This window comes from Sphaerisporangium fuscum (assembly GCF_018531465.1).
GTDB lineage: Bacteria > Actinomycetota > Actinomycetes > Streptosporangiales > Streptosporangiaceae > Sphaerisporangium > Sphaerisporangium fuscum.
This window is the reverse complement of sequence record NZ_JAHDTF010000005.1, coordinates 88,408-111,363: the sequence shown is the minus strand read 5'-3', so window position 1 is coordinate 111,363 and position 22,956 is coordinate 88,408. Positions and strand designations below refer to the sequence as shown.

The window sequence follows — 22,956 nt, the reverse complement described above, 5'->3', positions numbered from 1 at the left end:
GAGTAATGCTTGATGGCCGCGCCGCCCGTAGTCGACCTGCCGTTCATCGACGAGGGGCTGGCAGCGGATATCGCCAGCGGCCTCGACGCGGTCGAGAAGCTGCTCCGCACGTCAGCCGACAGCGAGGACGCCTTCGTCGCGGAGGCGTCCAAGCACCTCATCGAGGCCGGGGGCAAGCGCTTCCGGGCGATGATCGTGCTGCTGGCGTCCCACTTCGGCGACCCGAGTGCCCCCGGTGTCGTCCCGGGGGCCGTCGTCATCGAGCTCACCCACCTCGCGACGCTCTACCACGACGACGTCATGGACGAGGCGCCGGTACGCAGGGGAACCCCCTCCGCCAACGCCCGGTGGGACAACACCGTGGCCATCCTCACCGGCGACTACCTTTTCGCCCAGGCGTCGGAGATCCTGGCCGACCTCGGCCCCGAACTGGTCCGCATCCAGGCCCGCACGTTCTCCCGGCTCGTCAAGGGCCAGATCCGCGAGACGATCGGCCCGCGTCCGGGCGTCGACGCCGTCACCCACTACATCGAGGTGCTGGCCGACAAGACCGGCTCCCTGATCGCCACCTCAGGCCGGTTCGGCGCGATGCTCGCCGGCGCCCCGGCCGAGATCGTCGACCGCATCACCAGCGCCTGTGAGGCCATCGGCGTGGCCTGGCAGCTCGGCGACGACCTGCTCGACGTGGCCTCCTCCGCAGGTGAGAGCGGCAAGACCCCCGGCACCGACCTGCGCGAGGGCATCCGTACGCTCCCCGTGCTGTACGTGCTGGAGTCCACCGCCCCCGAGGACGCCCGGCTGCGCGAGCTGCTCGCCGGTCCCGTGGCCGAGGACGACATCGAGGAGGCCGTGGAGCTGCTCCGTGCCAACCCGGCGATGGAGCGGGCGCACGCCGAGCTGATGTCGTGGGTCGACCGGGCCCGCGCCGACCTCATGGCCCTGCCCGACATCCCCGCCCGCCAGGCGCTGCTCGCCCTCTGCGACTACGTCGCCGACCGGTCGGGCTGACCTCAGCGGCCCGCCAGCAACTCCACGACGGGCGCGAGACGGTCGGCGTACATCGCGTTGACGGTGATGTACGAGATCTGGTGCTCGTCCCTGCGGCGTAGCAGCCGGTCGGCCATCTGACGAGGTGTCCCCTTGAGGACGGCGATCGAGTCCTCGGGGACGCCCGCGCCCAGTTGCGCGGCCAGCCACGGCGGCGGGGGCTCGTCGCCGACCAGGTGCAGGCCGGTGCTGAGCTCCACAGCGTCGAAGTCGTCGCTCGCCTGGCGGATCAGGCGTACCGGATCCGCCAGGGCGTCCTCCGGAGTGGACGCTCCGAGGGCCAGCGCGACGGTGTCGGCGTTCCGCGCCGCGAACCCCAGCATCCGGGCCCCCGCCGCGGCGATCAGCACGCGAGGTCTGGGCCCCGGCCACTTCCCGACGTGCCGGAGCACCTCTTCGAGCTGCCGGATCCGCTGGTCGGGCGTGCCGAACGGCATGCCCAGCCGCGCGGCTTCCTCCCGCGCGTCCGGACGTCCGGCTCCGACCCCCAGCTCGAACCGGCCTCCGGAGAGGAAGGTCAGCCCGGCGATCTCCCAGGCGAGCTGTTCCGGACGCCGGTAGGGCGCGGCGAGGACGAAAGTGCCGAGCCCGATCGACGTGGTCGCGGCCGCCGCGGCGCTCAGCGACAGCAGTGGCGGCAGCGTGGTCAGGGTGTCGGGGGTGAGGAATGTGGCGTAGCCGAGGTCCTCGGCCCGCCGGGCGAGCGCGGTCCACTGATCCGCGTCCGGCGTCATCCCGGCGACGACCCCGAAACGGAAAAGGCGATCAGCCATGTGCACCTCCAGGTTTTCCGCCGATGGTGCCGCGCGGCAGGGCCGGCCGTCGTCGGCCCTGAGGCTCCTCGTGCGGTACAGCGGGGGAGGTACGCGGGGGTTCCGTCGGATACGTCCCGTGGGGTACGTCAGACGGCTTCCAGGGCCGGGGACGCCTGGGCCGCGCGGCGGACGGTGTGGGCGTTGTGCAGGCTCTCCCAGCTGAACACCGCGAGGGCGAGCCAGATGATCGCGAAACCGGCCCAGCGGCTCGAGGGCATGGTCTCGTGGACGACCAGCACGCCGCACAGGAACTGCAGGATGGGCGCGATGTACTGCAGAAGTCCGATCACGGTGAGCGGGACGCGGATCGCGGCGGCGGTGAAGGACATCAAGGGGACGGCCGTGATGAAGCCGGCCCCCACCAGCAGGGCGGCGTGCCCGAGCCCCTCGGTGCCGAACGTCGCCGTTCCCTGGAACTGCAGGAACACCAGGTAGGCCAGGGCCGGGGCGAGGAGCACGAGGGTCTCCACCGCCATGCTCTCGGCCGCGCCGACGTTGGCGGCCTTCTTGATCAGTCCGTAGGTGCCGAAGCTGACCGCGAGCACCAGGGCGATCCACGGCAGGCGGCCGTAGTCGACGGTCAGCACCACGACGGCCAGCGTGCCGAGCCCCACGGCGACCCACTGCCAGGGACGCAGCCGCTCACGGTAGATCGCCACGCCGAACAGCACGCTCACCAGGGGGTTGATGAAGTACCCGAGCGAGCTCTCGACGACGTGGCCGGCGTTCACGGCGTAGATGTAGAAACCCCAGTTGACCGAGACGACCACGGCGGCGAGGGCGAGAAGGAGAAGCGTTCGCGGCTGTCGGGCGAGCTCCCTCATCCAGGACCAGTGCCGCCGGACGGCCAGCACGGCGACGACGGCCACCAGGGACCAGACCATGCGGTGGGCGAGGATCTCGACCGCCCCGGACGGCTTGAGCAGCGGCCAGTACAGAGGGAACAGCCCCCACATGGCGTAGGCGGCGATACCGAACAGGACACCACGGCGTGAGTCAGGCATGTACTACATTTTCGCTGCTGACAGGGTTTACCACAAATAAGTAACTCTTCCCCCTTCCTTAAGCAACGCTTATGAGCGGAACAAGCGCGGCCCTCCCATGGTTGCGGTCGGTGAACGATCGTCCGACGGAGGTGCGCGATGGGTTGGATCTTCGGCAAGAACAAGTCTTCGATGGTGACCCCGGAGGAAGCGCTCCCCGGCCGCGCGATGGCGATCACCGTGCCCGGACGCCACGCGGTGCTCGACGCCCCGCTCGCCCCGCCCTACCCCGAGGGCACCGAGATCGCCGACTTCGGCCTCGGCTGCTTCTGGGGGGCCGAGCGCAAGTTCTGGCAGACACCCGGCGTGGTCTCCACGGCGGTCGGCTACCAGGGCGGGTACACCCAGAACCCGACTTATGAGGAAGTGTGCACCGGCCTCACGGGGCACGCCGAAGTCGTCCGCGTCGTCTTCGACCCGGCCAAAGTGTCCTACGAGGAGCTTCTGCGGGTCTTCTGGGAGGCCCACGACCCCACGCAGGGCATGCGCCAGGGCAACGACATCGGCACCCAGTACCGCTCGGCCATCTACACCCACGGCCCGGCCCAGGAGAAGGCGGCCCTGACCTCCCGCGACGCCTACCAGAAGGTCCTCGGCGAGGCCGGCTACGACCAGATCACCACAGAGATCACCCCAGCCCCGACCTTCTTCTTTGCGGAGGAGTATCACCAGCAATATTTGTACAAAGTGCCCAACGGCTACTGCGGCCTGGGCGGCACCGGCGTCTCCTGCCCCGTAGGCCTCACGACCGGCGAAGCCTGACCTCTGAGCCCGCCCTCACGCAAGGGGCGGGCTCCGTCCGAAAAGGCCCTCGCTACGCTCGGGCTGCGCTCATCGGGGATACAGGGGCTTCGTCCTCTACACCCTCGAAATTCCCCGATCGTGTACAGGGGGGCCGGTTTGGCGCATGCGAGGGCGGTGTTGCGGGCGAACAAGCGTGGCAGTGATACTGGCCGACCCATTGCGACAGCACGGTCGGAATGGTCAGTCGCGTTTCAAGGCTTGCAGGAGATCAGCGGCGAGGAGGGACGTCGCCAACGCAACCGTCTCGGGTTCGCCGATCCCTTCTTCGGCGCGTCCGGCCATCCTTGCACCGAGCGCATCTGGACCGATCGCGAACAGCACGCGCAGGAATTCGATGGCCTCGGTGGTGACCTCGCTGCTGATGGGCTCGCTAAGAAGGCCGCGGAAGGCGGCGGCGAGTTCGGCGGTGTCGGCGTGGATCAAAACGCGGTACGCATCGTGCGCGTCCTTGTCGTTCAGCCGGTGAGGCGCAGAAACGCGTTCGCCTATCTTGTGGAGCTTGGCCACCAGCAGGGCGGCAGGTCCGGCCACTCTAACTCGGTATGTACGGGTGTCCTCCAGGTCAAGGGCGGTAACGTTCATGAACGTGTTGTCGATGACGGCGGCTTCGAGACCCCGAGCACGACGCGCAGCACGGCGATCATGAGGCGGGATACGGGCTCCTCGTGTGTTCTTGCTACCTGGTCCTGCAAGAGCTTCAGGGACCATAAGGTCGACGGGGATGCCCTCGGTATTCAGCCATGAGCCAGGCTGTCCATCGATGGGGTCACGGTAGAACCCCGCGAGCATCATGGACCTCTCGAGAAGTGGTTCGTCTTCCAACACTCTTGGGTCGAGTGCGAGATCACTATCCTTCGTCGTTTCAGCCAGTGCGACAGGACTTCCCGAAGTGCGCAGGTAGATCGCCTGTGCGCCGATCACGATCACAGCGTCGCGATGAGCATCCAGCGCAGCCATGGCGTCAAGAAGCGCAGATCGAGAACGGACGAGGATGTCGTCACTATCGACGCCAGGAGGATTCATTCAGTGTCATCCATTCGATGAGTTCTTCGGCTTCGGAAGGGCTGCGGCCAGGACCCGTCATCAAGTCGACCGCGACCTGAGATGGTGCGGCGATCGTGAGGCCAGAAGCGTCGGCCAAGGTGCGGGCGAAGACGACGTCGGTCTCGGGCTCGGCCAACATCACATTTGCCCCCGCATCAGCAGGGCGAAGATCCCAGAGTCGCGCAGCTTGCCCGGCATCCGCCGTGTAGATCATTGCGGAGCGGGCGGGCGCATAGGGGGCCCAGTTGGCAGCGGCCAAGGTCCCGGTCGCGGCGTACTGAACAGGACTGCCTGACGCCCGCTGAACGAGGCTTGAGAGACCTCGTGGCGCTATCCACCGTGTGACGCGACTGTTCCGCACAAACCCGTAGTCTTCGCTCCAGCGCCTCAGCAGTGCGACCCAGTCAGGCACCGTGACCGCGCCTGAACTGCTTCGTGTCGCTAGATTTTCGGTCTCCAAGAAATCGACCACTCGATAAACCGACCCAGTGGAAACGCCGGAGACATCGACCAGCTCGCGGATGGCCCACGACTTGGCGTAGTCCAACAGTGTTCGCACGACCTTCGCCGCGGGAGCGCCCTTCAATGTTCCGCGTGGTCTTCCGGGACCGCGCCACGGGTCGCGGTCAGCCCCCCGGTCTGCTATGTGCAGACCGGGCTGCGGGACGCTCAGGTGGATGTTTCCTGTCGCGTCTATGTATGACAGTCCAACATCGGAAAGTCGCTTACGCACGGGCGGCGAGAGGTACCTAGAGACCACGACCCCGCGACTGCCGGGAAGCTGTGCCGCGCAGGCGTTCAGTTGATGAAGCAGCGTGGCGGTGTCGCGTCTTTCGACCATGCGCTTGGCTTCGACTACTAGCACCGCAGAGGTTCCGTCCGGTGCGGTCACCCTCCAGAGTGCGTCGAAGCCGGCGTCATGAACCTCGTGGCTGAGAGATCGGACGCTCCACCCGGTTGGCAACCGATCGTCGAGCACAGTCATCCCGGCTGCCAGAACTTCGGTCTCGGTCCGAGGCTGTGGCCTCGCCTCCATCAGGTCTCCAGTCTCTTGACGTTCGGGGAAAACCTTACCTCCGTCGCGTACGGAGAGCCGGTATTTCCCGAACACCATGCTGGCCGTGTTCGCGCTCGCCGGGGCCAGTGCCGCTGGGCCCTGATCCCACTTGCTACTTGAAGCGAACCGCTACCACCAGCAATATTTGTACAAAGTGCCCAACGGCTACTGCGGCCTCGGCGGCACCGGCGTGACCTGCCCCGTCGGCCTGACCGCCGGCGAAGCCTGACTTGCCGTGATCGACTGATCCGGGTCCTTGGTCGCCCGGCTTGCCCAGTGCCGATCGAGGGCCAGAGCCGCCTCCGGCCGTCGCATGTATATCAGAACATGTTCTGACTATGATGGGGCTATGAGCGCGAGCCATGCGGAGTCGGTGACGTTCTCAGACCTGTCGAGGAATCCGCGAGCGGTCGCGGAGCGTGCGACACGTCTGGGGCGGGTCCGTGTCACTCATCGGGATGCACCCGACTTCTATCTGACGGCTGTGGACCGTGAGGAGCAGCGAGATCGGACACTCGCCACCGCGTCTCGCTTGTTCCTTGCGCTCCTCAAACATGATCCAACAGCCAGGACATTGGCTATCGCGATGCCTGAGGTCTTCCCCTGGGTCCGCCATCTCACCACGGACGAACTGCGGAATTTCACGTTCGAACTGGTCGAGGCTCTGTCCGACGCTGCAGAGCTGGACTTGGACAGCACGGCCGAAGAAGTGATCGTGGGCTGGCGGGCGACGGCTCGGATCAAGGCGGACCCGGCGGAGTACGCGGACGCGCGTAAGCCTACGAGCGGAGACTTCGGACCGGTTGAGATCTCTGTATGAGTCCCAAACGTGGGGATCGTGTCACCGTTCCCCCTCCTGACGATGAGTGGGACGTTCGCTTCGCTACCAGTGATGCGGCAAGGGGATGGGAGGAACTGTGCAGGCACGCCCTGGCGAACGCACGGCGCTGTCTTGAAGCTTTGCGCACGAATCCACGCGCGCGAGCAGATCACGAGCGTCAGCATCGTCTCCGCGGCGACCTCGCAGTTCACCGCCACAACGGCAAGGATCTCGAACAGTAGGAGTTCGAGGTCACAAGTGGAGGTCGCGTCCGGTACGTCATCGACGACGGAACGCGCACCGTGTGGTTGATCTCGCTTCGCCTCGCCATCCGAAAGACACGGAAGCGTGATCCGATGCTTGCGGGTCTATTGCCCCAATGTGAATTGCTACCACCAGCAGTATTTGTACAAAGTGCCCAACGGCGACTGTGACCTTGGTGGCATCGGGGACCTGCCTCGTCGGCCTCACGGCCGGGGGGTCCGGCTTTTGAGCCTCAGCGCCCAAGGTGCCAGACGGCTGTCGCGGATTGGGAGGTGTCGGGATCTCGTGTCCGGTGGGCATCGCGCTGGCGAGGGAGTGAACCGGGAGGTCTTCAACGAGGTCTCCGTGCTGTTCGCCGAGCAGCGCGGGCTGACCTACCCCGAAGATCTGATCACCGTGGAAATCCACGGCTACCCCATGCTGTTGATCGACGGCGACATGGCGGGGTGCGTGACCGGCTACGTCGGTCACGCGCGAGGCGTGTTGGACGCTGATCAACTCCGCATCGTCCGGCAGTGTGCGCGTGACCTACGTGCGTTGGTCCCACGACTCCGCCGACGTGAAGGCCGCAGCTATGCCGCACGCTGGCTACGGATCGCCGAACTGATCATGAGCGATGCCCCGGTTTCATCGTCGCCCTGAACCGGAGGGCTGTCGCACACCCCGGTCCCCTTGAGAGGACGCCTCGCGAGGACGTCGGCATTCTTGACCGACGGTCTGAGTACCCGGGAAGTGGTACCAAAGAATGGTACCGTCGCGTACATGGCTGAGACACGGCTTCGGCTGCCGGACGAGACCTATGAGCAGATAAAGCGGATCGCCGGCGGTGACGCGCAGAGCGTCAACTCGGCGATGGTGGCCGCCATTGAGGAGTACATCGCGCGGCGGAGGCGTGAGCGCTACCAGGCGATGGGACGGAAGATCGCCGAGCGGGACCGGGAACTGCTCGAGCGGCTCGCCCGATGAGCCTCTATCCGACCACCGAGGATCTCTTCGCGTTGGCCGAGGTGGTGCTGCCGGAGGTCCGTCTCCGCGATGGCGGCCAGCTTCACGCCGCGGTGCTGCGCCCGCAGACCACGGTGTTCGGTGACGACGCCTATCCCGACCTGTGGGAGAAGGCGGCGGCCCTGATGCAGAGCATCCTGATCGGGCACCCGCTGGTGGACGGCAACAAGCGGCTGGGTTGGGCGTCTGCCGTCGCCTTCCTGGAGGACAACGGAGAGGTCCTGGAGTATCGGGACGTGGACGAGGCCGAGACGCTCGTCATCGCCATGACGACCGGGGAACTGGAGGACATCCCCGACCTCGCGAAGAGACTCCGCAGGCTCCGAGGCTGAAGATTCGGGGTGCCTACGGGGCGGCCGGTGCTCGCGTCGGCGCAGGCCGCGTCCGCAGCAGGGGCACGAGCGCCAGCGGCAGGAGCGCGGCGGCCAGCGGGATCAGGTCCTTGCTCTTCGGCGAAGCGGCCGGCCAATCGGCACCCCGGCGTCGTCATTCGCAAGGTGCGCCATCCGGTGCCGGACAGGGCGATCCACGCGGCCGTCGCGCCGAGGGTCTGCAGGCGGGCCACCTCCGCCGCCTGATCGTCACCGCGGTACGGCAGCAAGTCGCGGGAGGCCTCGCGGGGGCAGCCGGCTCTCGACGGGTTGCTGACCGCGCTGCGCTACGTGGCGAGACAGTGGGGTGCGGTCAGCGTTTGACGGCGCGTAGGACGACGAACTTCGGGCCGCTCGCGGCGACCTCGCAGTTGCCGAAGAGCCGGCGCAGCTTCACGTGGTACCCGAGGTGCCGGTTGGCGACCACCCAGAGCTCGCCGCCACGGCGCAGCGCCGCGCGTGACCCGTTGAACATCCGCCAGGCCGTCGCGTCGGTCCTCGCGCGGTGCGTGTGGAACGGCGGGTTCGTCAGGACGAGATCCACCGTCCCCGCCGGTACCCCGGACATGCCGTCGGCCGCCAGGAACGTCGCCGAGACGTCCGCATCCACGTTCGCCCGGAACGTGGCCTCCGCCGAAGCCAGCGCCTGGTAGGACTCGTCGATGAACGTCACCTCGGTCCCGCCGTCGGCGAGTGCCGCGGCGAGCCCGATCACCCCGTTGCCGCAGCCCAGGTCCACGACATGCCCGCGGCCCTTGAGCGGCGGCAGGTTCTGGAGGAAGAACCGGGTGCCGATGTCGAGGCGGTCCGCGCAGAACGTGCCGGCATGGTTGGTGACGGTGAGCCCGGAGACCGCGCCGATGTCGGTGGGCAGTGTGTAGCTTCGCGGCCACGGGCTGGCGTGCCGGGGCAGCGCGGGGTCGGGTGAGCAGAAGATGAGCCGCGCCTTCTTCGCCGCCGGCGACGTCCTGGTCGGGCCGAGGATGCGCTCGAACAGCTGTAGCGTCGAGGTGTGGATCTCGGTGACCATACCCGCTCCGACGACCACGGTGCCGGCGTGCACGTGCGGTGCGAGACGGTGCAGTTGGTCCTCGAGGAGCGAAAGCCCCTTGGGCACCCGGATCAGCAGCACATCGATCCGGGGCGGCGGCGTGTCCATGGTCGTGTGGAGCCGCACGATGTCCTGGGCGACCCCGTTGCGACTCAGGTTCGCCCGGGTCGCCTGCTGCGTGAGGTAGGAGTCGGTGATCTGCACGGGACGGTAATCGGCGAGCGCGGTGACGAGGGCGCCCCAGCGGTCGCCCAGCACGACGACGGTGCCCGACAGGTCGACTGGTTCGCCGTCGGTTCCCTCGATGTGCCGCAGCAGGTACTCGTCGGCGGCGTCCCAGGCGCGCAGCAGGTCGCGGGGATCCTCGGGGAAGCGGGTGAGACCGAACTCACCTTTCGACGTGCTCAAACGGTTCATCGTGACTCAGGCTAGCGAAGGGAAACAGTGGCTCGACGCACCCAACGCGTGAGTGAGACGGAGGCCCTGACCACGAGCCTCACGCCCGAAGAACGCCAGGAGCTCGCCGTCCCAATACTGGCGGCCCCTCTTCGAAGGGAGCGAGGCCCGGTGGTGGTGGACTCGCAGGCCGAACGACCTACCGCCGGGCTGGTGACCGCCGTCGCCCGGTCGACGCCGCCGCTCTCACCCTCCTGGAGGCGCTCACCTGGGCTTGAGGGGCGCCGTCTGCTCTGACCTGCGGTCTTATTTGTCCAAATGTCCGCGGACGTGATTTGGACGAAGGTCTTCTTGATGTCACGTGCCGGTCGCTGCGAGCGTGCTGGGAGTGCCCCGGTCCGCTTGATACGGGGGAATTCGGGGTGTGGACCGAGACCGGAAGAGGAGACAATGGGTTACAAGAAGCTCGTTCCCGTACTGGCGGGGGCCGGTGTCACCCTCGCGATGCTTACCGTCCCGGCTGCCACGGCAACGGCTGCCACCAAGCCGTCCGTCGTGAAGTCCGTCGCCGCGAAGGCCGCGTCCGTGCACAGGGCGTCAGCCGCGTGCGCGAGCCCGAGGGGTCAGAAGATCAACGTGTCCTGGGGGGACGGGAACGTCAGCACGACCGTCTACTTCAACAACCACTGCAATCAGAAGCGCACCATCGAGCTGCAGTTCGTCTCGCAGCGGAACGTCTTCTGGAAGTGCGTGACGGTCAACCCGCGGACGCACGGAAAGAAGAAGATCGACAATTCCAACCCCAACAAGGTGCTGCTGCCGAAGACCCCCACCTACTGCTAGGCCTGTCGAACGCTCGGGGGTCGTGCCTTCGGGTACGGCCCCCGGGTCGAGGCCGGTCTCTCAGGAAGTTCGGTCGGATCCCGGGGAACCCGTCCGGGCGACCGCGACCCCGCTGCTGGTGACGAGCTGGCATCGGCCCTCCATCACCGGCGGCCTGCGGAGGCGGGCCCGGGCGCGGTCGTCGCGGAAGCTCCTGGTCAGCAGTCGAGCTCGGGTGAGCACCTGGGTGGCCAGTTCCAGCAGTGGGGGCGCCATCAGGTAGACGGCCACTGTCAGGCCGTACAGCAGGAAGAGGTACTGGCCGGCGGTCAGCTGCTGGGCGTGGATGAACGGGACCCAGAGAGCGCTGAACTCGGGCGTGTAGTAGCACAGCGGGGCTTCGAATTGCGGGCCGGTCGGGTCCAGGCAGACGGCGCGCGCGGGGGCGTCGCCGAAGACGGCTCCGCACAGGCCGACCCAGAGGGAGAGGCCGAGCGCCAGCACGGTGATGGTGTTCGCCAGGATCGAGGTCTCCTGGCGGTGCAGGCGGACCGCGAGGACCAGGCACGCGGGCAGCGAGGCGAACAGCAGGTAGCGGGGCCCGTAGAAGGTGGACCCGCTCCACGACCAGTAGGTGGAGTAAAGCAGGATCAGGCCCACGGTGAACGCCGTCCACATACCGTAGAGCGTGGTCAGATCCGCGCTCGCGCGGCCGGGAAGCGCGGCGAGCCTGCGGTGTACGGGCAGGAACAGTCCGGGGGCGAAGAACAGCAGTCCTTTCCCGAACGACAGTAGCAGTGACAGGAGTCCGAAGAAGATCGGATAACTGAGCCATGGGCGACCCGAGAACGGCATGATCGTTTTGGGGCCTCTGTCGTCGCCGTATCCGCTCTCGAACGGGCTGCCCCTGCGGATCCAGGCTTCGAGCAGGACGACCGCCACGGCGGCGGCGACGGCCAGCACCGGCCGGAGTCGCCGCGTGTCCCAGACGCGCCGGGCGGTCAACAGCATCAAGGCGGGCACGGTGGCGGGGGTGTTGGCGACGCCGAGCACGATCGCCGTCCACCCGCGGCGTCTGGTGAGCAGGCAGACGGTGCCGATACCGACCATGATCGCCGTGAACACCTCGCCCCAGTAGAAGAGCAGGTGGTTGGCGAACATCGAGGCGAAGGTCAGCAGCAGGAGGAACCGGCGGAGCAGGGGACGCGGCACGCGATCGCGCAGCATCCGGTAGAAGATGAACAGCCCGACGGCGAAGACCGCGGCGTTGTACTTCTCACACCACCATTCGGGCGACTGGTACATCCGGCCGAGCAGCCAGAGCGGGGCCGAGAACAAGGGACCGATCAGCGAATACTTCTTGTCGCTCAAATGCCCCGTGGTCAGCAGGTCCGACATGTAGACGAAGCGCCACCCGCCGTCCCCCCAGAGCAGGGCGTGGGGCAACAAGAAGGAGATTCCCAGCAGGCCGCCGGCGATCAGGCCGAACTCGATCCGGGCGACCGCCTTGCAGTCGGATTCGCCCGAATTCACGGAATGAAGTTTCGTGTCCGGCATGCCAGGTTCCTTTCATCCCCGTGGCCGGGAGACCGCGAAGGACGCGGACGCCGACCATCAATCGAGGATGAATGACCGAAGCGGCCCGCTTGCGGCGTGCCGCGCAAAGTGTCGTCCAGCGCTTGGTCTTGTCGCCGAGAACCGCCGCCGAAACGGGTTCACTCTCCGCAGGTGAACGGCGGGGCGGTACGGGTTCGCTCTCCCGTGAACCGCCGGGCCAGATGGAAGGCCGGCCGGGACGTCAGGACGCGGTCACCTGGACGTCGAGGAACACCGGCCGCTTGAGGGGGAACAGTTCCCGGCCCGCGGCGTCGGTCATCTTCCAGTAGATGCGGCACTTGCCTGGTTTGTCGGGGGACTGCACCCGGACGGCGATGTCCACGGTCTGGCCGGGGGCCGTCGGCGGTATGACCACGGACTCGGGCGACCGGCAGGGCGCGGCGTTGATGCGGACCAGCCGCCGGCCGCGCCAGTGCGTCGTCCCGGTGTTGCGGATCCTCCAGACCTTCTTGAAGAAGGATCCCTGCCGCACCTTCGACCCGTCCGGGTAGGTGATGTCGTCCACGAACTCGGAGTCGTCCTTGGCGATCGGGCTCGGCGTCGTCACGGCCGGAGGAAGCTGGCGATCGGTCTTCGTCGCCATGAAGAAGATCAGGCCGCCCGCGACGACCGCGGCCGAGACGATGGCGGCGACGAGCCCGCGCCCGCGCCGCGCCGGTGAAGGGGACGGCACGGGAGCCGCCTCGGCGGACGGTGCCGGGGAAGGAGACGGGACCGGCACCACCGCGACCGCGGTGGCCGGCAGCGCCTGAGCCGGGACCTGGGCCGTGGCCGCGTTCGGCAGGGTCTCGTCGGGGACGGCGCCATCGGTGGAGACCGCCTTCGTGTGCTCCCAGAACTCCCGCCACTCGCGTTCGGTCTCCGCGGGGTCATGCCCCAGCCGGTCGACGGCGAGAACCCGGACGAATTCCCACGTCGTCTCCCACGTGGGCAACTTCCGCCCCTGCGCGGCGCTGGCCAGGGACGATTTCGAGGCCGCCGCGCCGAGCCGGGAGGACATCTCGGCGTAGGACGGGTCGCCGGCCTCCTCCTTCAGGCGCAGGAGCCGGTCGGCGAAGGCCTCCACCGCGCCCGATTCGGGATCAGGCCGTATCGGCTGCCGCCCCCGGCGCTTTCCACGATCCTGAGCCTGCACTTGCGGCCCCACTTCCCCCGTCCACGCGTGACTGCCGGTCTTCGGCGCATCCAAATTATCCGACGCGCAGTGCGCCTGGGGGGCGGAGTCGCAGGCTGGTGCCCGGCGGTGATTTGTCCAATGTCCAGCTTTCCGGCCATGGGGGAACCTTGGACAAAGTTCGCTGGGGTCGCCCGCCTTTCCGGTGGCAGTGTGGCGGGTGCCCGGCGAACACCGCCGGTTCCGGACGCGTCGGCCCGTGCGCCGCGTCCGTTGTTCCGCTCACGAGAAGGCTCCCGATCAGGGGATCGCTTCGCCTGCCGGCAGTCGTGGCGGTGATCGGCGTCGCCTGATGCCGGTCATCAGGGGCGCCGCCACGCCGCCGTGCACGCCGAGCACGTGGGATCCCGCGGGACGGTCGACCCCCGTCCGGGGGTGACGACCCGCCCGTCACCCCCGGACCGGTCGTCTGGAAGTTGCCTCGGAAGGTGAAATCGTCCGAGACTCCCGCCGGTAGCGGGGCCAGTTCGACAGGTCCCGAGGGAGAGGTCAGGTTCGCGCGATAGATCTTCGTCGTGGACGCCCCGTCGTTCTCGTTGGCCGCGATGAGCAGCGAGCGGCGGTCGCCGGAGACGGCGATCGACACGATCTCGCCCTCGGTCTCGGGCGCGATCTCGGCCTTCACCTTGGCGTCCAGCGTGAGCTCGGCGGTCTGTACGGAGGGCTCTTCGGGCGGTTGTGGCGGGAAGGGCGCCTGTCCCACCTGCCGGACGACCAGATCGACCCGGGGCTGGCGCGGCAGTTGCGGATCTACCGTGACACGTTCGGGCCGGAGCTCCCTCTGGGCGTCGCGTTCCTGATGATCACGTGCTGGCGTCAGATCTACGGTCTGATCTGCATGGGCGTCTACGGTCACCTGGCGTTCGCCTTCGACGACCAGCTGCCGCTGTTCGAGGACATGATCGACCGCCTCCTCGGCCTCCTCGGGCTCACCCGCAGCCCCCGCCTCCGCTGAAGGTCGCGGATCTCCGGGCAAAAGATCACAAATGGCGGCGATTTTGCCATGATGAGATCCGGCAACGAGGGCACGCGGGGACGGGGGACTTCGTGTGCGGCCGTGCTGTGCCCTCGATTCCTTCATCGGACCTCTCAAGGGGGACAGAACGTGCTTTCGCGATTAACGATGCGCCCACTCATGGGAGTGCTCGCCTTGGCGGCGGCCGCCGTGGGCATCGCCGTGGTGATGCCCGTCGCGCCCGCATCCGCCAGCCGGGTCGACGCCACCTGCGCCAACACCGCCGACGACGCCAAGACCATCCAGACCGCGATCGACTCCTCGAAAGACGGCGACGAGATCGTCTTCAAGGGGCCCTGCCTGATCAACGCGACGATCACCCTGCTCGACCGCCGCACCTACCGGGGCGACGGCAAGGAGGGGACGGTGATCAAACAGGCGGACGGCGCGAACCTGCCCGCCATGCTGGCCTCGGAGTCATGGGTCTCCGACCGGGAGCTCAGCTCCGACACCGTCCGCATCGAGCGGATCATGCTCGACGGCAACCGTGACCACAACACCGGCACCGTGGGCCTGATGTTGCGTTCGTGGAACACCCGCGTCTACGACGTCGACATCTTCGGCACGCCCTCCGACGGCATCCGCGTCTCCAACCCGTCCAAGAACGGCACGCTCCTGCAGAACACGATGGTGAACAGCATCATCAGCGACGTCGACATCGAGGGCGCGGGTGGCGCGGGCCTGCGGGTGGTCGACCCCGGCAACTCCGTCACCGACTGGACCTTCCAGCGTTCCTGGGTCGGCTTCAACGACGGGAGCGCCATCCAGAGCGACAACGCGGCCGGCTGGACCTTCAGCGAGCTGCACCTGTACGGGATCCCCGAGCACGCCATCGACGCGCACCGGTGCTTCGGGACCTCCATCACCAACAACTACATCGAGGACTTCGGCACCAAGGCCACCGCGGACCAGACGTACTACGGCATCCGCTGTGACCTGCAGGGCGACGCCAACACCACCATCGCCGACAACCGGATCCACCGCTTCCTCCCGCCGCCCGACGCTCTGGCCAAGTTCGGCAAGGCGCGCAAGTACGGCATCGCGCCCCCCGTGCGCAGGCCCACGCTCACCGGGCCGCTTCCCTCGAACGTCGACTTCGTCTACCTCGCCCTCGACGAGGTGAACTACGGGACGGGGCACGCCACGGTGACCGGCAACAGCATCCTCGGGCACGGCACCAGGCGCGAGGTCGGGATGCTCTTCAAGAAGGGCCAGGGCGACAGGATGTCCATCGTCTCCGACGGCAACCTGATCGACGACATCGGCAGACGCATCCAGGCCGGCCCCGGCGTACGGGTCAGCCACGGCTACTGACCCCTGTGTGGCCCCGGCCGGGCAGTGCCCGAATCGTCCGCCGCATGACGCGGACGGCCATCGTGCGGCCCGGCCGGGGCCTGTGGCGTGGATGCCGTGAAAACGGACCGGCGCGGGTCGGTGAAGCCGATCAGGGAGTGCCGGCGGCGCGGTAGCGCAGGCCGTCCATCAGCAGGTCGAGCATGCGGCCGGCCTGGTCGCGCTGGTCCGGCTCACCCGCCACGAGGGTGACGCCGACCAGGCTCCTCAGGACGTCGATGGGGTCGACGTCCGCGCGCACGGCGCCGTCGTCGGCGCCGGCCTGGAGCAGCGTGGTCATCGCGGCCTCCATGCGGTCGCGGCTCTCGGTGAACGGATTGCAGCCGGAGGCGATGACCGCGTGCAGCGCGTCGGACATGCCCCGCTTGGTGGTCATGTAGTCGAGGAAGCGGTCCATCCAGGCACGCGTCGCCTCGCCGGGGGGCATGGTGGCGAGCAACTCGGCGGCGGCGTCGCACAGCCGGGTGAGCTCGTTGCGGTACGCCGCCTCGACCAGCGCCTCACGGGTGGGGAAGTGGCGGTACAGGGTGCCGATGCCGACGCCGGCGTCCTTGGCGATCGCCTCGAGCGTGACTTCGGGCCCGTCGTGGGAGAACGCGCGCACGGCGGCGTCGAGCAACCGCTCGCGGTTGCGCCGCGCGTCGGCGCGCAGCGGCCGGGGGTCCGGTGGCGGCACCGCGTCCTCCTCGTCGTCTCGGCTCAACTGTCCCACTTCGTCCAAGCGGTCCGCTAAGGGAGATCGCAATTTGCTAATCGGAGGTTCCTCCACTTAGAGTCGTAGGCATCCGGAGGTTCCTCCGATTTCAGCCTACCGGCTCGGCCTTCCGGTTCGCATGGCCGAGCGAGACGGGACGAACCATGACTGCGACCACACGCATCACCACACCGTTCACCGCCCGGTCCACCGCCGCCGAGGTCGTGGACGGCATCGACCTGACCGGCCGCCGCGTCATCGTGACCGGCGGCGCCTCCGGCATCGGAATCGAGACCGCGCGGGCGCTCGCCGGAGCGGGGGCGGAGGTGACCCTGGCGGTCCGCGACCTCGAGGCCGGCCGGCGGACCGCGGACGACATCGTGGCGACCACGGGCAACAAGCAGGTCCTGGTGGCCCACCTCGATTTGGCCGACCAGGCGTCGGTGGCCTCGTTCGCCGCCGCGTGGGACGGGCCGCTGCACGTCCTGGTCAACAACGCCGGCGTGATGGCGTCCCCCGAGACGCGCACCCCGGAGGGCTGGGAGCTGCAGTTCGCCACCAACCACCTCGGCCACTTCGCGCTGGCCACCGGCCTGCACCGGGCGCTCGCGGCGGCCGGCGGCGCCCGCGTCGTCTCGGTCAGCTCCAGCGCCCACCTGCGCTCGCCGGTCGTCTTCGAGGACATCCACTTCCGCGAGCGCGCCTACGAGCCGTGGGCCGCCTACGGGCAGTCCAAGACGGCCAACGTGCTCTTCGCCGTCGAGGCGACCAAGCGGTGGGCCGCCGACGGTATCACCGTGAACTCCCTGATGCCCGGCGGCATCCGGACCAACCTCCAGCGGCACATGACCGAGGAGAGCCTCCAGCAGCTCGTGAGCCAGGCCGCGGCCGCCGCCTTCACGTGGAAGACCCCCGAGCAGGGCGCCGCCACCTCCGTGCTGGTCGCGACGTCGCCGCTGCTCGAAGGCATCGGCGGCCGGTACTTCGAGGACTGCCAGGAGGCGGGGCCGAACGAGCCGGGCGAGCGCCGAGGTGTCGCCGCGTACGCGCTCGACCCCGAGGCCGCCGAACGGCTGTGGCAGGTGACCGTCGAGACGCTCGGGCGTTGAGGGCCACTCTTCGCTCCTCACGGCGGTCGGGCGCCCCTGTGATGCGCCGGCCGTCGTGACCTGCCCGTCTCTGGCGGATCCTCGGGCTAGGCTTGGCGCGTGACCGCTGAGCCGCTGCACGACGATGGGTACGACCCCACGGAGATCTTGCGCGCCTTGCCCGAGGCGTGGCACGAGCAGTTCCTCGGCGAGTACCACCAGGCCCTCGACGCCGCCCACGAGGTGTGGCGGTTCCGCCAGCTCCGCGAACTGCTGCACGCCTGGCGCCTGCGGGCCGTGGCCTTCTCCACTCCGGGGTTCGAGAGCGCGGCACAGGCCGTCCGCGAGGGCCGCTCCGGCGAGTTCGTGCCGGCCGAGCAGGCCGTCCCGGGCTGGGCCGAGCGTCTGTGAGCTATCGCGTGGAGTTCCACCTGTCGGCTCTGGCCCAGTTGGAAGGGCTTCCGGACGAGGCCTTCGACGCCCTGGTCAAGCGGGCGGCCGACCTCGTCGACGCCCCCTGGGACGCCGAGGTGCTGTACCTCGAGGAGCCGGAGTTCCGGCACACCCTTTTCGGCGACTTCGGCGTGATGGCCTTCCACGTCGACCAGTGCGCGGAGCTGATCCGCATCTTCAACGTCACCTGGGTCGACTGAACCTCCGGCCCCTGTCGGCGGTGTCATGGTGGGAAACCTGCCGTTCGCGTTGAGTAGTCGTCCCAACCGGTTTCTGTACAAATCCGTCATGTGTCTCGGTTAACTGATATAAGTGGCTGGCAATCAGCGGCCTACCGAAATCTCTGCCATGCGAACTACATACGGTCGAGTTCTCCCTCTGGTGGTGGTCGCCATCACCTTCCTCGGATTCGTCGCCTTACTGGCGGCGCTGGCACCCGGAGTCAGGATCGCTCCCGCCGCCGCGACGTCCCGCGTGGCCGAGAAGAAGCCGGTGATCCGGACTTACCTTCTGAAAGTCAGTGGGAAGTCTTATCTCAAGGTTCAGGTGACGAACCCCAACAAAGCCGCCAGGCAGGTCACTGTGCGGCAGCAGGTGTGCCAGAAGAAGTCCTGCCGTACGGTCGCCGCCAAGGTGCTGGTGGGCGCCGGGCGGACGGCCTGGCAGGGCGCCTACCTGGGCGCGGGGACGTACAAGAAGAAGGGCGGCGCGTCGGTCACGGTCGCGGCCCCCGCGACCCCGTCCCCCACGGTCACCGTCACCCTGACCCCGACCACCACCCCCACGATCACGACCACGGCCACCGCCACCCAGACCGCCACGGCCACCGCGACGCAGACCGCCACGGCCACCGCGACGCAGACGGCCACGGCCACCGCGACGCAGACCGTCACGGCCACCGCGACCGCCACCCGGACGGTGACCGCCACGGCCACGGCGACGGTCACGCAGACGGCCACGGTCACGGCCACCGAGACGGCCACGGCGACGGCCACCGCCACGGTCACGGCCACCGAGACGGCCACGGCGACGGCCACCGCCACGGTCACTCAGACCGTCACGGCCACGCCCTCCCCGGATGCCTCGTCGGAGACGCCGACGCCGACTCCCACGCCCGGCCCCAACGACTAGCCGGCGGGCCGCCGTGAACGGCGCCGGCATCGCCGTACCATTTCTCGCCGACGCGGCGCCGAAAACGCACGCACCACGACGGCGACGGGGCCCGGCGGCGCCATTTCGCCACCACGGAAATATGTGAAGCCAAAAGGGCGCTCATTCGCGAGAATGGCGCCCTTTCAGCGTTTCACGCAGGTGTAGGCGCCGTAGACGCGGGCCTGGTATTCCACGTCGATGATTTCGAAGCCCGTGGCGGACAGCATGGGTTCGAGGAGCCAGCGGAAGGTGCTGTACTCGGTGCGCAGGTGCTCTGCGTAGTCTTCGCGCGTGTATCCCCGGGACGGGTCGTCGACCGCGCCCGCCATCCAGCGTTCGAGGACCTCGCCCGCCTCCGCCGGCTGGAAGTCGAAGATCAGATCGCGCAGCCGCAGGACGCCGCCGGGCCGTAGCATCGCGGCGATCCGCTCCAGGGCGACGGTCTTCCAGAAGTCGGGCAACTGGTGCAGCGCGTTACGGGTGTGGACGGCGTCCACCTGGCCGCCCGCGTGCTCGTAGGACAGGAAGCCCGCCCGGACGACTTCGAGGTTCGAGAGCCCGGCCTGGGCGGCGCGGCCGCGCAGGAACTCCAGCATCGCGGGTGAGACGTCGGTCGCCACGACACGCCGGAACCGGGACGCGGCGGCCAGCGCGAACTGTCCCGTGCCGGCGGCCAGGTCGACGACCGTCGCCGTCTCGTCCACCCCGTGCTCGGCGAGCGCGGCGAGGTCGGGGCCGGGGTCCGGGCGCCCCTGCTTGCGGTCGTACCCCGCCACGAAGTCCGGATCGAGGTGTTCCGGTCCGGCGTGGGCGAGTTCGTCGAGTGTCCAGGCGGTGCTCATCCCCTGATGCTGGCATCGGCGGCACGCCCGAGGCACCTGTTTTTCAGGCCGGGGAGCGGGTGAACGAGGCCCGGTAGGCCGTGGGGGTGACGCCGAACCGGCGCACCAGGTGCTGCCGCAGGGAGTCGGCGGTGCCGAGGCCGCTGTCGCGGGCGACCAGGTCCATCGGCAGGGACGTGGTCTCCAGCAGCAGCCGCGCCCGCTCGACGCGCTGGTGGAGCAGCCACTGCAGCGGGCTGAGCGTCGTCTCGGCGTGGAAGCGGCGGGTGAGCGTACGGATGCTCGTGCCGGCGTGCCGGGCCAGGTCGGAGAGGGTGAGCGGCTGGTCGAGCCGTTCGAGCGCCCAGGCGCGTGTGGCGGCGAGGGAGGTGCCGCGTTCGGGCGGCAGCGGGGCCTCGATGAACTGTGACTGCCCGCCCGGGCGGACCGGCGCGACGACGGCGAGGCGCGCCGCCATGTTCGCCGCCGCCGCGCCGTGGTCGACGCGGACGACGTGGAGGCACAGGTCGATGCCGGCGGCGGCCCCGGCGGAGGTCAGGATGCCGTCGTCCTCGACGTAGAGCACGTCGGCCTGCACGTCGACGGCCGGATACCGTCGCGCGAGGTCGGCGGCCAGCCCCCAGTGGGTCGTCGCGCGGCGTCCGTCGAGCAGCCCGGCCTGGGCGAGGACGAACGCTCCCGTGCAGATGGACGCGATGCGGCTGCCGGCCTCGGCGGCTCGCCTGAGCGCCGTGAGCGTGGCCTGCGGGGCGTCCTCGCCGCCGCTGCCGGTGACGATCACCGTGTCGGCCCCGGCGACGGCGTCGAGCCCGTCGGGGACCACCACGTCCGGGCCGCCCACCGTCGGGACGATCCCTGGTTCGGCCGTGCAGACGACCACCTCGTACGCCGGTCGCCCGTCCACCTCGGCGCTGTTGAAGACCATGAGCGGGATGGACAGGTCGAAGCTCATCACCGGTCGAACCGCGACGACCGCGATGCGGTGCATGGCCAGAACCTCCGGATGCTTGGCATTCAGGCCACTGTCGCACATCCTGCCCCGCCGGGACAGTGGGGAGTGCGCTTCCCGGGAGAAGCGCGATCCATATCCCTTTCCTTGGAGGAAGAACATGTCGTTGCACGTGGTCGCGGGCCGGGGTGCCACCGGGAGTGCCACCGCACTGCTGCTCGCCGAGGCGGGCGAGGAGGTCCGCCTGGTGTCGCGCGGCGGCGGCGGGCCCGAGCATCCGTCGATCGAGCGGATCGCGGCCGATGTCACGGACGCCGACGGCCTGACCGACATCGTCAAGGGGGCGGCCACGCTGTTCGGCTGCGCCGCTCCGGCCTACCACCTGTGGCCGGCGGAGTTCCCGCCGTTGCACGCCGCGCTGCTGACGGCGGCCGAACGCACGGGGGCGGGGTACGTCATGCTCGGCAACCTGTACGGGTACGGTCCCGGGCACGAGCTGATCACCGAGGACTCCCCGTTGAACGCGGCCGGGCCGAAGGGGCGCACCCGGGCCCGGATGTGGGAGGAGGCGCTCGCGGCCCACGAGGCGGGACGGGTGCGGGTGACGGAGGTGCGGGCCGGGCAGTTCGTCGGCCCGGGAGCGGCCTCGGTGTTCACGCTGATGGTGCAGCCGCGCGTGCTCGCCGGTGAGCTCGCCCTCGTGGCCGGGCACGTCGACACGCCGCACCCGTACTCGTCGATCGCCGATGTGGCCCGCGCGCTGGTCGCCGTGAGCAGGGACGAGCGGGCGTGGGGGCGGGCATGGCACGCCCCGATGAACGAGATCTCGGTACGCGACCTGGCCGTGCGCCTGGCCGTCCTCGCGGGTGCGCCGGAGCCGCGCGTGGAGCAGATGAGTGACCGCGAGCTCGCCCTCCTCGGGCTGACCGCGCCGATCTGGGCGGAGCTGGAGGAGACCCTGTACATGTCGGATGAGTCCTTCCGTGTCGACTCCACCCGCTCCGGGCGGACCTTCTCCCTCGCGCCCACCCCGGTGGAGGAGACCCTGCGGCGGACCCTCGCCGAGCTGGAGGCCCGCCGGCCGGTGTGAGGATGAGGTGTGCGCGCCTCCAGGTTGATCTCGCTGGTCCTGCTGCTCCAGTCACGGGAGACGATGACGGCCGCCGAGCTGGCCCGCGAGCTGGAGGTGTCCGAGCGGACGGTCACGCGTGACGTCATGGCGCTGTCGGCCGCCGGGGTGCCGGTGTACGCCGAGCGGGGACGCGGGGGCGGGTACCGGCTGATAGGCGGCTACCGCACCCGGCTGACCGGGCTCAGCCGGGACGAGGCCGAGGCGCTGTTCCTGTCGGGGCTCACCGGGCCGATCAAGGACATGGGGCTCACCGACGCGGGGTCCGCCGCCCGGCTGAAGGTGCTGGCCGCGCTGCCGCCGGGCCTGCGCGACGCCTCCGCCCGCGCCGGTCAGCGGTTCCACCTGGACGCGCCGGGCTGGTTCGCCGAGGCGGACCCGCCTCCGCTGCTGGCCGGGCTCGCCGCCGCCGTGTGGCGTGATCAGGTGGTGGAGCTGCGCTACCGCCGCGACCGCGAGGTCCGCCGGACGGCGCGTCCGTACGGGCTGGTGCTGAAGAACGGCGTCTGGTACCTGGTGGCGCAGGTGGGCGAGGACCACCGGACGTACCGGGTGGACCGGATGGTCTCGGTGACGCCCACCGGTGAGGAGTTCACGCGGGACGAGGGGTTCGATCTCGTCGGGTACTGGGCGCGGGGAGTGGAGGGGTTCGTCACCTCGCTGCTGTCGGAGGAGATCACCGTGCGCCTGAGCCCGTGGGGTGTGCGGCTGCTGAGGACGGCCGTGGAGCCGCCGGCGGTCCGGCGGGCCCTCGCGGCGGCGGGGGAGCCCGACGAGCGGGGCTGGGTGGTCACCCGCCTGCCGGTCGAGTCCCTGGAGGTCGCCTACACCGTGGTCCTGCGCCTCGGTCCCGAGGCCGAGGTGCTGGACCCGCCGTCGCTGCGCGCCCTCCTGACCGAGGCCGCCGAACGCATGCTCGCTCTCTACCGGAATTGACGGCACCGGCCGGCG

General features: G+C 69.1%; 25 protein-coding genes and 1 pseudogene. 16 read left to right on the top strand and 10 right to left on the bottom strand.

What is annotated here, in order from left to right; translation table 11 throughout:
- The first annotated feature begins 12 nt into the window (after positions 1-12).
- Entirely contained in the window at positions 13-1,008 is a 996-nt protein-coding gene (locus KIK05_RS07850) for a polyprenyl synthetase family protein (RefSeq protein WP_214409917.1), read from the top strand.
- A gap of 2 nt (positions 1,009-1,010) precedes the next feature.
- On the opposite strand, the gene KIK05_RS07845 is transcribed toward KIK05_RS07850, so the two are convergent.
- Together KIK05_RS07845 and rarD are read right to left on the bottom strand one after the other, a co-directional pair.
- Positions 1,011-1,820 (bottom strand): LLM class flavin-dependent oxidoreductase, encoded by an 810-nt coding sequence (locus KIK05_RS07845; RefSeq protein WP_214409916.1) that lies wholly within the window; start codon positions 1,818-1,820, stop codon positions 1,011-1,013.
- A 128-nt stretch (positions 1,821-1,948) separates the two neighbouring features.
- A complete protein-coding gene (rarD, locus tag KIK05_RS07840) occupies positions 1,949-2,866 on the bottom strand; it encodes an EamA family transporter RarD (RefSeq protein WP_214409915.1) in 918 nt (305 codons plus the stop codon).
- Between the two features lie 138 nt (positions 2,867-3,004).
- On the opposite strand from rarD, the gene msrA reads away from it, so the two are divergent.
- Complete coding sequence (gene msrA, locus KIK05_RS07835) at positions 3,005-3,667, top strand: peptide-methionine (S)-S-oxide reductase MsrA (protein WP_214409914.1); 663 nt, start codon at positions 3,005-3,007, stop codon at positions 3,665-3,667.
- 222 nt (positions 3,668-3,889) lie between these two features.
- Here msrA and KIK05_RS07830 read toward each other — a convergent pair whose 3' ends face one another.
- Together KIK05_RS07830 and KIK05_RS07825 are read right to left on the bottom strand one after the other, a co-directional pair.
- Entirely contained in the window at positions 3,890-4,666 is a 777-nt protein-coding gene (locus tag KIK05_RS07830) for a hypothetical protein (protein ID WP_250562421.1), read from the bottom strand.
- Positions 4,667-4,709: 43 nt separating this feature from the next.
- On the bottom strand, positions 4,710-5,867 hold the full coding sequence (locus KIK05_RS07825) for a hypothetical protein (RefSeq protein ID WP_250562420.1): 1,158 nt from the start codon (positions 5,865-5,867) through the stop codon (positions 4,710-4,712).
- 64 nt (positions 5,868-5,931) lie between these two features.
- Between KIK05_RS07825 and KIK05_RS07820 the strand changes: the two are divergent.
- The 5 genes and pseudogenes from KIK05_RS07820 to KIK05_RS07800 form a co-directional block, all read left to right on the top strand.
- A pseudogene (locus KIK05_RS07820) lies at positions 5,932-6,039 on the top strand (peptide-methionine (S)-S-oxide reductase MsrA); the annotation flags it as partial.
- A 120-nt stretch (positions 6,040-6,159) separates the two neighbouring features.
- Positions 6,160-6,630 carry a hypothetical protein gene (locus KIK05_RS07815; RefSeq protein WP_214409912.1) on the top strand — a complete coding sequence of 157 codons (471 nt, stop codon included), beginning with the start codon at positions 6,160-6,162 and terminating at the stop codon, positions 6,628-6,630.
- Between the two features lie 609 nt (positions 6,631-7,239).
- On the top strand, positions 7,240-7,536 hold the full coding sequence (locus KIK05_RS07810; protein ID WP_214409911.1) for a hypothetical protein: 297 nt from the start codon (positions 7,240-7,242) through the stop codon (positions 7,534-7,536).
- Positions 7,537-7,656: 120 nt separating this feature from the next.
- The gene (locus tag KIK05_RS07805; RefSeq protein ID WP_214409910.1) at positions 7,657-7,860 is read left to right on the top strand and encodes an Arc family DNA-binding protein; all 204 of its coding nucleotides are present in this window, start codon (positions 7,657-7,659) and stop codon (positions 7,858-7,860) included.
- Complete coding sequence (locus KIK05_RS07800) at positions 7,857-8,231, top strand: type II toxin-antitoxin system death-on-curing family toxin (RefSeq protein ID WP_214409909.1); 375 nt, start codon at positions 7,857-7,859, stop codon at positions 8,229-8,231. Before KIK05_RS07805 ends, KIK05_RS07800 begins: the two co-directional genes overlap by 4 nt.
- 352 nt (positions 8,232-8,583) lie before the next feature.
- Here the strand turns inward: KIK05_RS07800 and KIK05_RS07795 are convergent, their stop codons facing one another.
- A complete protein-coding gene (locus KIK05_RS07795) occupies positions 8,584-9,738 on the bottom strand; it encodes a methyltransferase (RefSeq protein ID WP_214409908.1) in 1,155 nt (384 codons plus the stop codon).
- 429 nt (positions 9,739-10,167) lie between these two features.
- Between KIK05_RS07795 and KIK05_RS07790 the strand changes: the two genes are divergently transcribed.
- Positions 10,168-10,560 carry a hypothetical protein gene (locus KIK05_RS07790; RefSeq protein WP_214409907.1) on the top strand — a complete coding sequence of 131 codons (393 nt, stop codon included), beginning with the start codon at positions 10,168-10,170 and terminating at the stop codon, positions 10,558-10,560.
- Positions 10,561-10,620: 60 nt separating this feature from the next.
- On the opposite strand, the gene KIK05_RS07785 is transcribed toward KIK05_RS07790, so the two are convergent.
- Positions 10,621-12,072 carry a hypothetical protein gene (locus tag KIK05_RS07785; RefSeq protein ID WP_214409906.1) on the bottom strand — a complete coding sequence of 484 codons (1,452 nt, stop codon included), beginning with the start codon at positions 12,070-12,072 and terminating at the stop codon, positions 10,621-10,623.
- A 265-nt stretch (positions 12,073-12,337) separates the two neighbouring features.
- Entirely contained in the window at positions 12,338-13,222 is an 885-nt protein-coding gene (locus tag KIK05_RS48780) for an NBR1-Ig-like domain-containing protein (protein WP_214409905.1), read from the bottom strand.
- A 784-nt stretch (positions 13,223-14,006) separates the two neighbouring features.
- On the opposite strand from KIK05_RS48780, the gene KIK05_RS07775 reads away from it, so the two are divergent.
- Together KIK05_RS07775 and KIK05_RS07770 are read left to right on the top strand one after the other, a co-directional pair.
- Positions 14,007-14,285 carry a hypothetical protein gene (locus KIK05_RS07775; RefSeq protein WP_214409904.1) on the top strand — a complete coding sequence of 93 codons (279 nt, stop codon included), beginning with the start codon at positions 14,007-14,009 and terminating at the stop codon, positions 14,283-14,285.
- A 180-nt stretch (positions 14,286-14,465) separates the two neighbouring features.
- Positions 14,466-15,659 (top strand): right-handed parallel beta-helix repeat-containing protein, encoded by a 1,194-nt coding sequence (locus KIK05_RS07770; protein WP_214409903.1) that lies wholly within the window; start codon positions 14,466-14,468, stop codon positions 15,657-15,659.
- Between the two features lie 130 nt (positions 15,660-15,789).
- Here KIK05_RS07770 and KIK05_RS07765 read toward each other — a convergent pair whose 3' ends face one another.
- Positions 15,790-16,401: a TetR/AcrR family transcriptional regulator gene (locus tag KIK05_RS07765; protein WP_214409902.1), complete on the bottom strand. Its 612-nt coding sequence runs from the start codon at positions 16,399-16,401 to the stop codon at positions 15,790-15,792.
- A gap of 155 nt (positions 16,402-16,556) precedes the next feature.
- Between KIK05_RS07765 and KIK05_RS07760 the strand changes: the two genes are divergently transcribed.
- The 4 genes from KIK05_RS07760 to KIK05_RS07745 all read left to right on the top strand — a co-directional run bounded on the left by KIK05_RS07760 (position 16,557) and on the right by KIK05_RS07745 (position 19,064).
- Entirely contained in the window at positions 16,557-17,501 is a 945-nt protein-coding gene (locus tag KIK05_RS07760) for an SDR family NAD(P)-dependent oxidoreductase (RefSeq protein ID WP_214409901.1), read from the top strand.
- Between the two features lie 99 nt (positions 17,502-17,600).
- Positions 17,601-17,891: a DUF6247 family protein gene (locus KIK05_RS07755; RefSeq protein WP_214409900.1), complete on the top strand. Its 291-nt coding sequence runs from the start codon at positions 17,601-17,603 to the stop codon at positions 17,889-17,891.
- Complete coding sequence (locus KIK05_RS07750; protein ID WP_214409899.1) at positions 17,888-18,133, top strand: hypothetical protein; 246 nt, start codon at positions 17,888-17,890, stop codon at positions 18,131-18,133. Before KIK05_RS07755 ends, KIK05_RS07750 begins: the two co-directional genes overlap by 4 nt.
- Before the next feature lie 346 nt (positions 18,134-18,479).
- Positions 18,480-19,064, top strand: a complete 585-nt coding sequence (locus tag KIK05_RS07745; RefSeq protein ID WP_214409898.1) for a hypothetical protein — start codon at positions 18,480-18,482, stop codon at positions 19,062-19,064.
- Between the two features lie 164 nt (positions 19,065-19,228).
- On the opposite strand, the gene KIK05_RS07740 is transcribed toward KIK05_RS07745, so the two are convergent.
- On the bottom strand, positions 19,229-19,927 hold the full coding sequence (locus KIK05_RS07740) for a class I SAM-dependent methyltransferase (protein ID WP_214409897.1): 699 nt from the start codon (positions 19,925-19,927) through the stop codon (positions 19,229-19,231).
- Positions 19,928-19,970: 43 nt separating this feature from the next.
- The gene (locus tag KIK05_RS07735; protein ID WP_214409896.1) at positions 19,971-20,915 is read right to left on the bottom strand and encodes a GlxA family transcriptional regulator; all 945 of its coding nucleotides are present in this window, start codon (positions 20,913-20,915) and stop codon (positions 19,971-19,973) included.
- 121 nt (positions 20,916-21,036) lie between these two features.
- Between KIK05_RS07735 and KIK05_RS07730 the strand changes: the two genes are divergently transcribed.
- Entirely contained in the window at positions 21,037-21,966 is a 930-nt protein-coding gene (locus KIK05_RS07730; protein WP_214409895.1) for an NAD-dependent epimerase/dehydratase family protein, read from the top strand.
- A 9-nt stretch (positions 21,967-21,975) separates the two neighbouring features.
- On the top strand, positions 21,976-22,941 hold the full coding sequence (locus tag KIK05_RS07725; RefSeq protein ID WP_214409894.1) for a helix-turn-helix transcriptional regulator: 966 nt from the start codon (positions 21,976-21,978) through the stop codon (positions 22,939-22,941).
- Positions 22,942-22,956 lie beyond the last annotated feature (15 nt).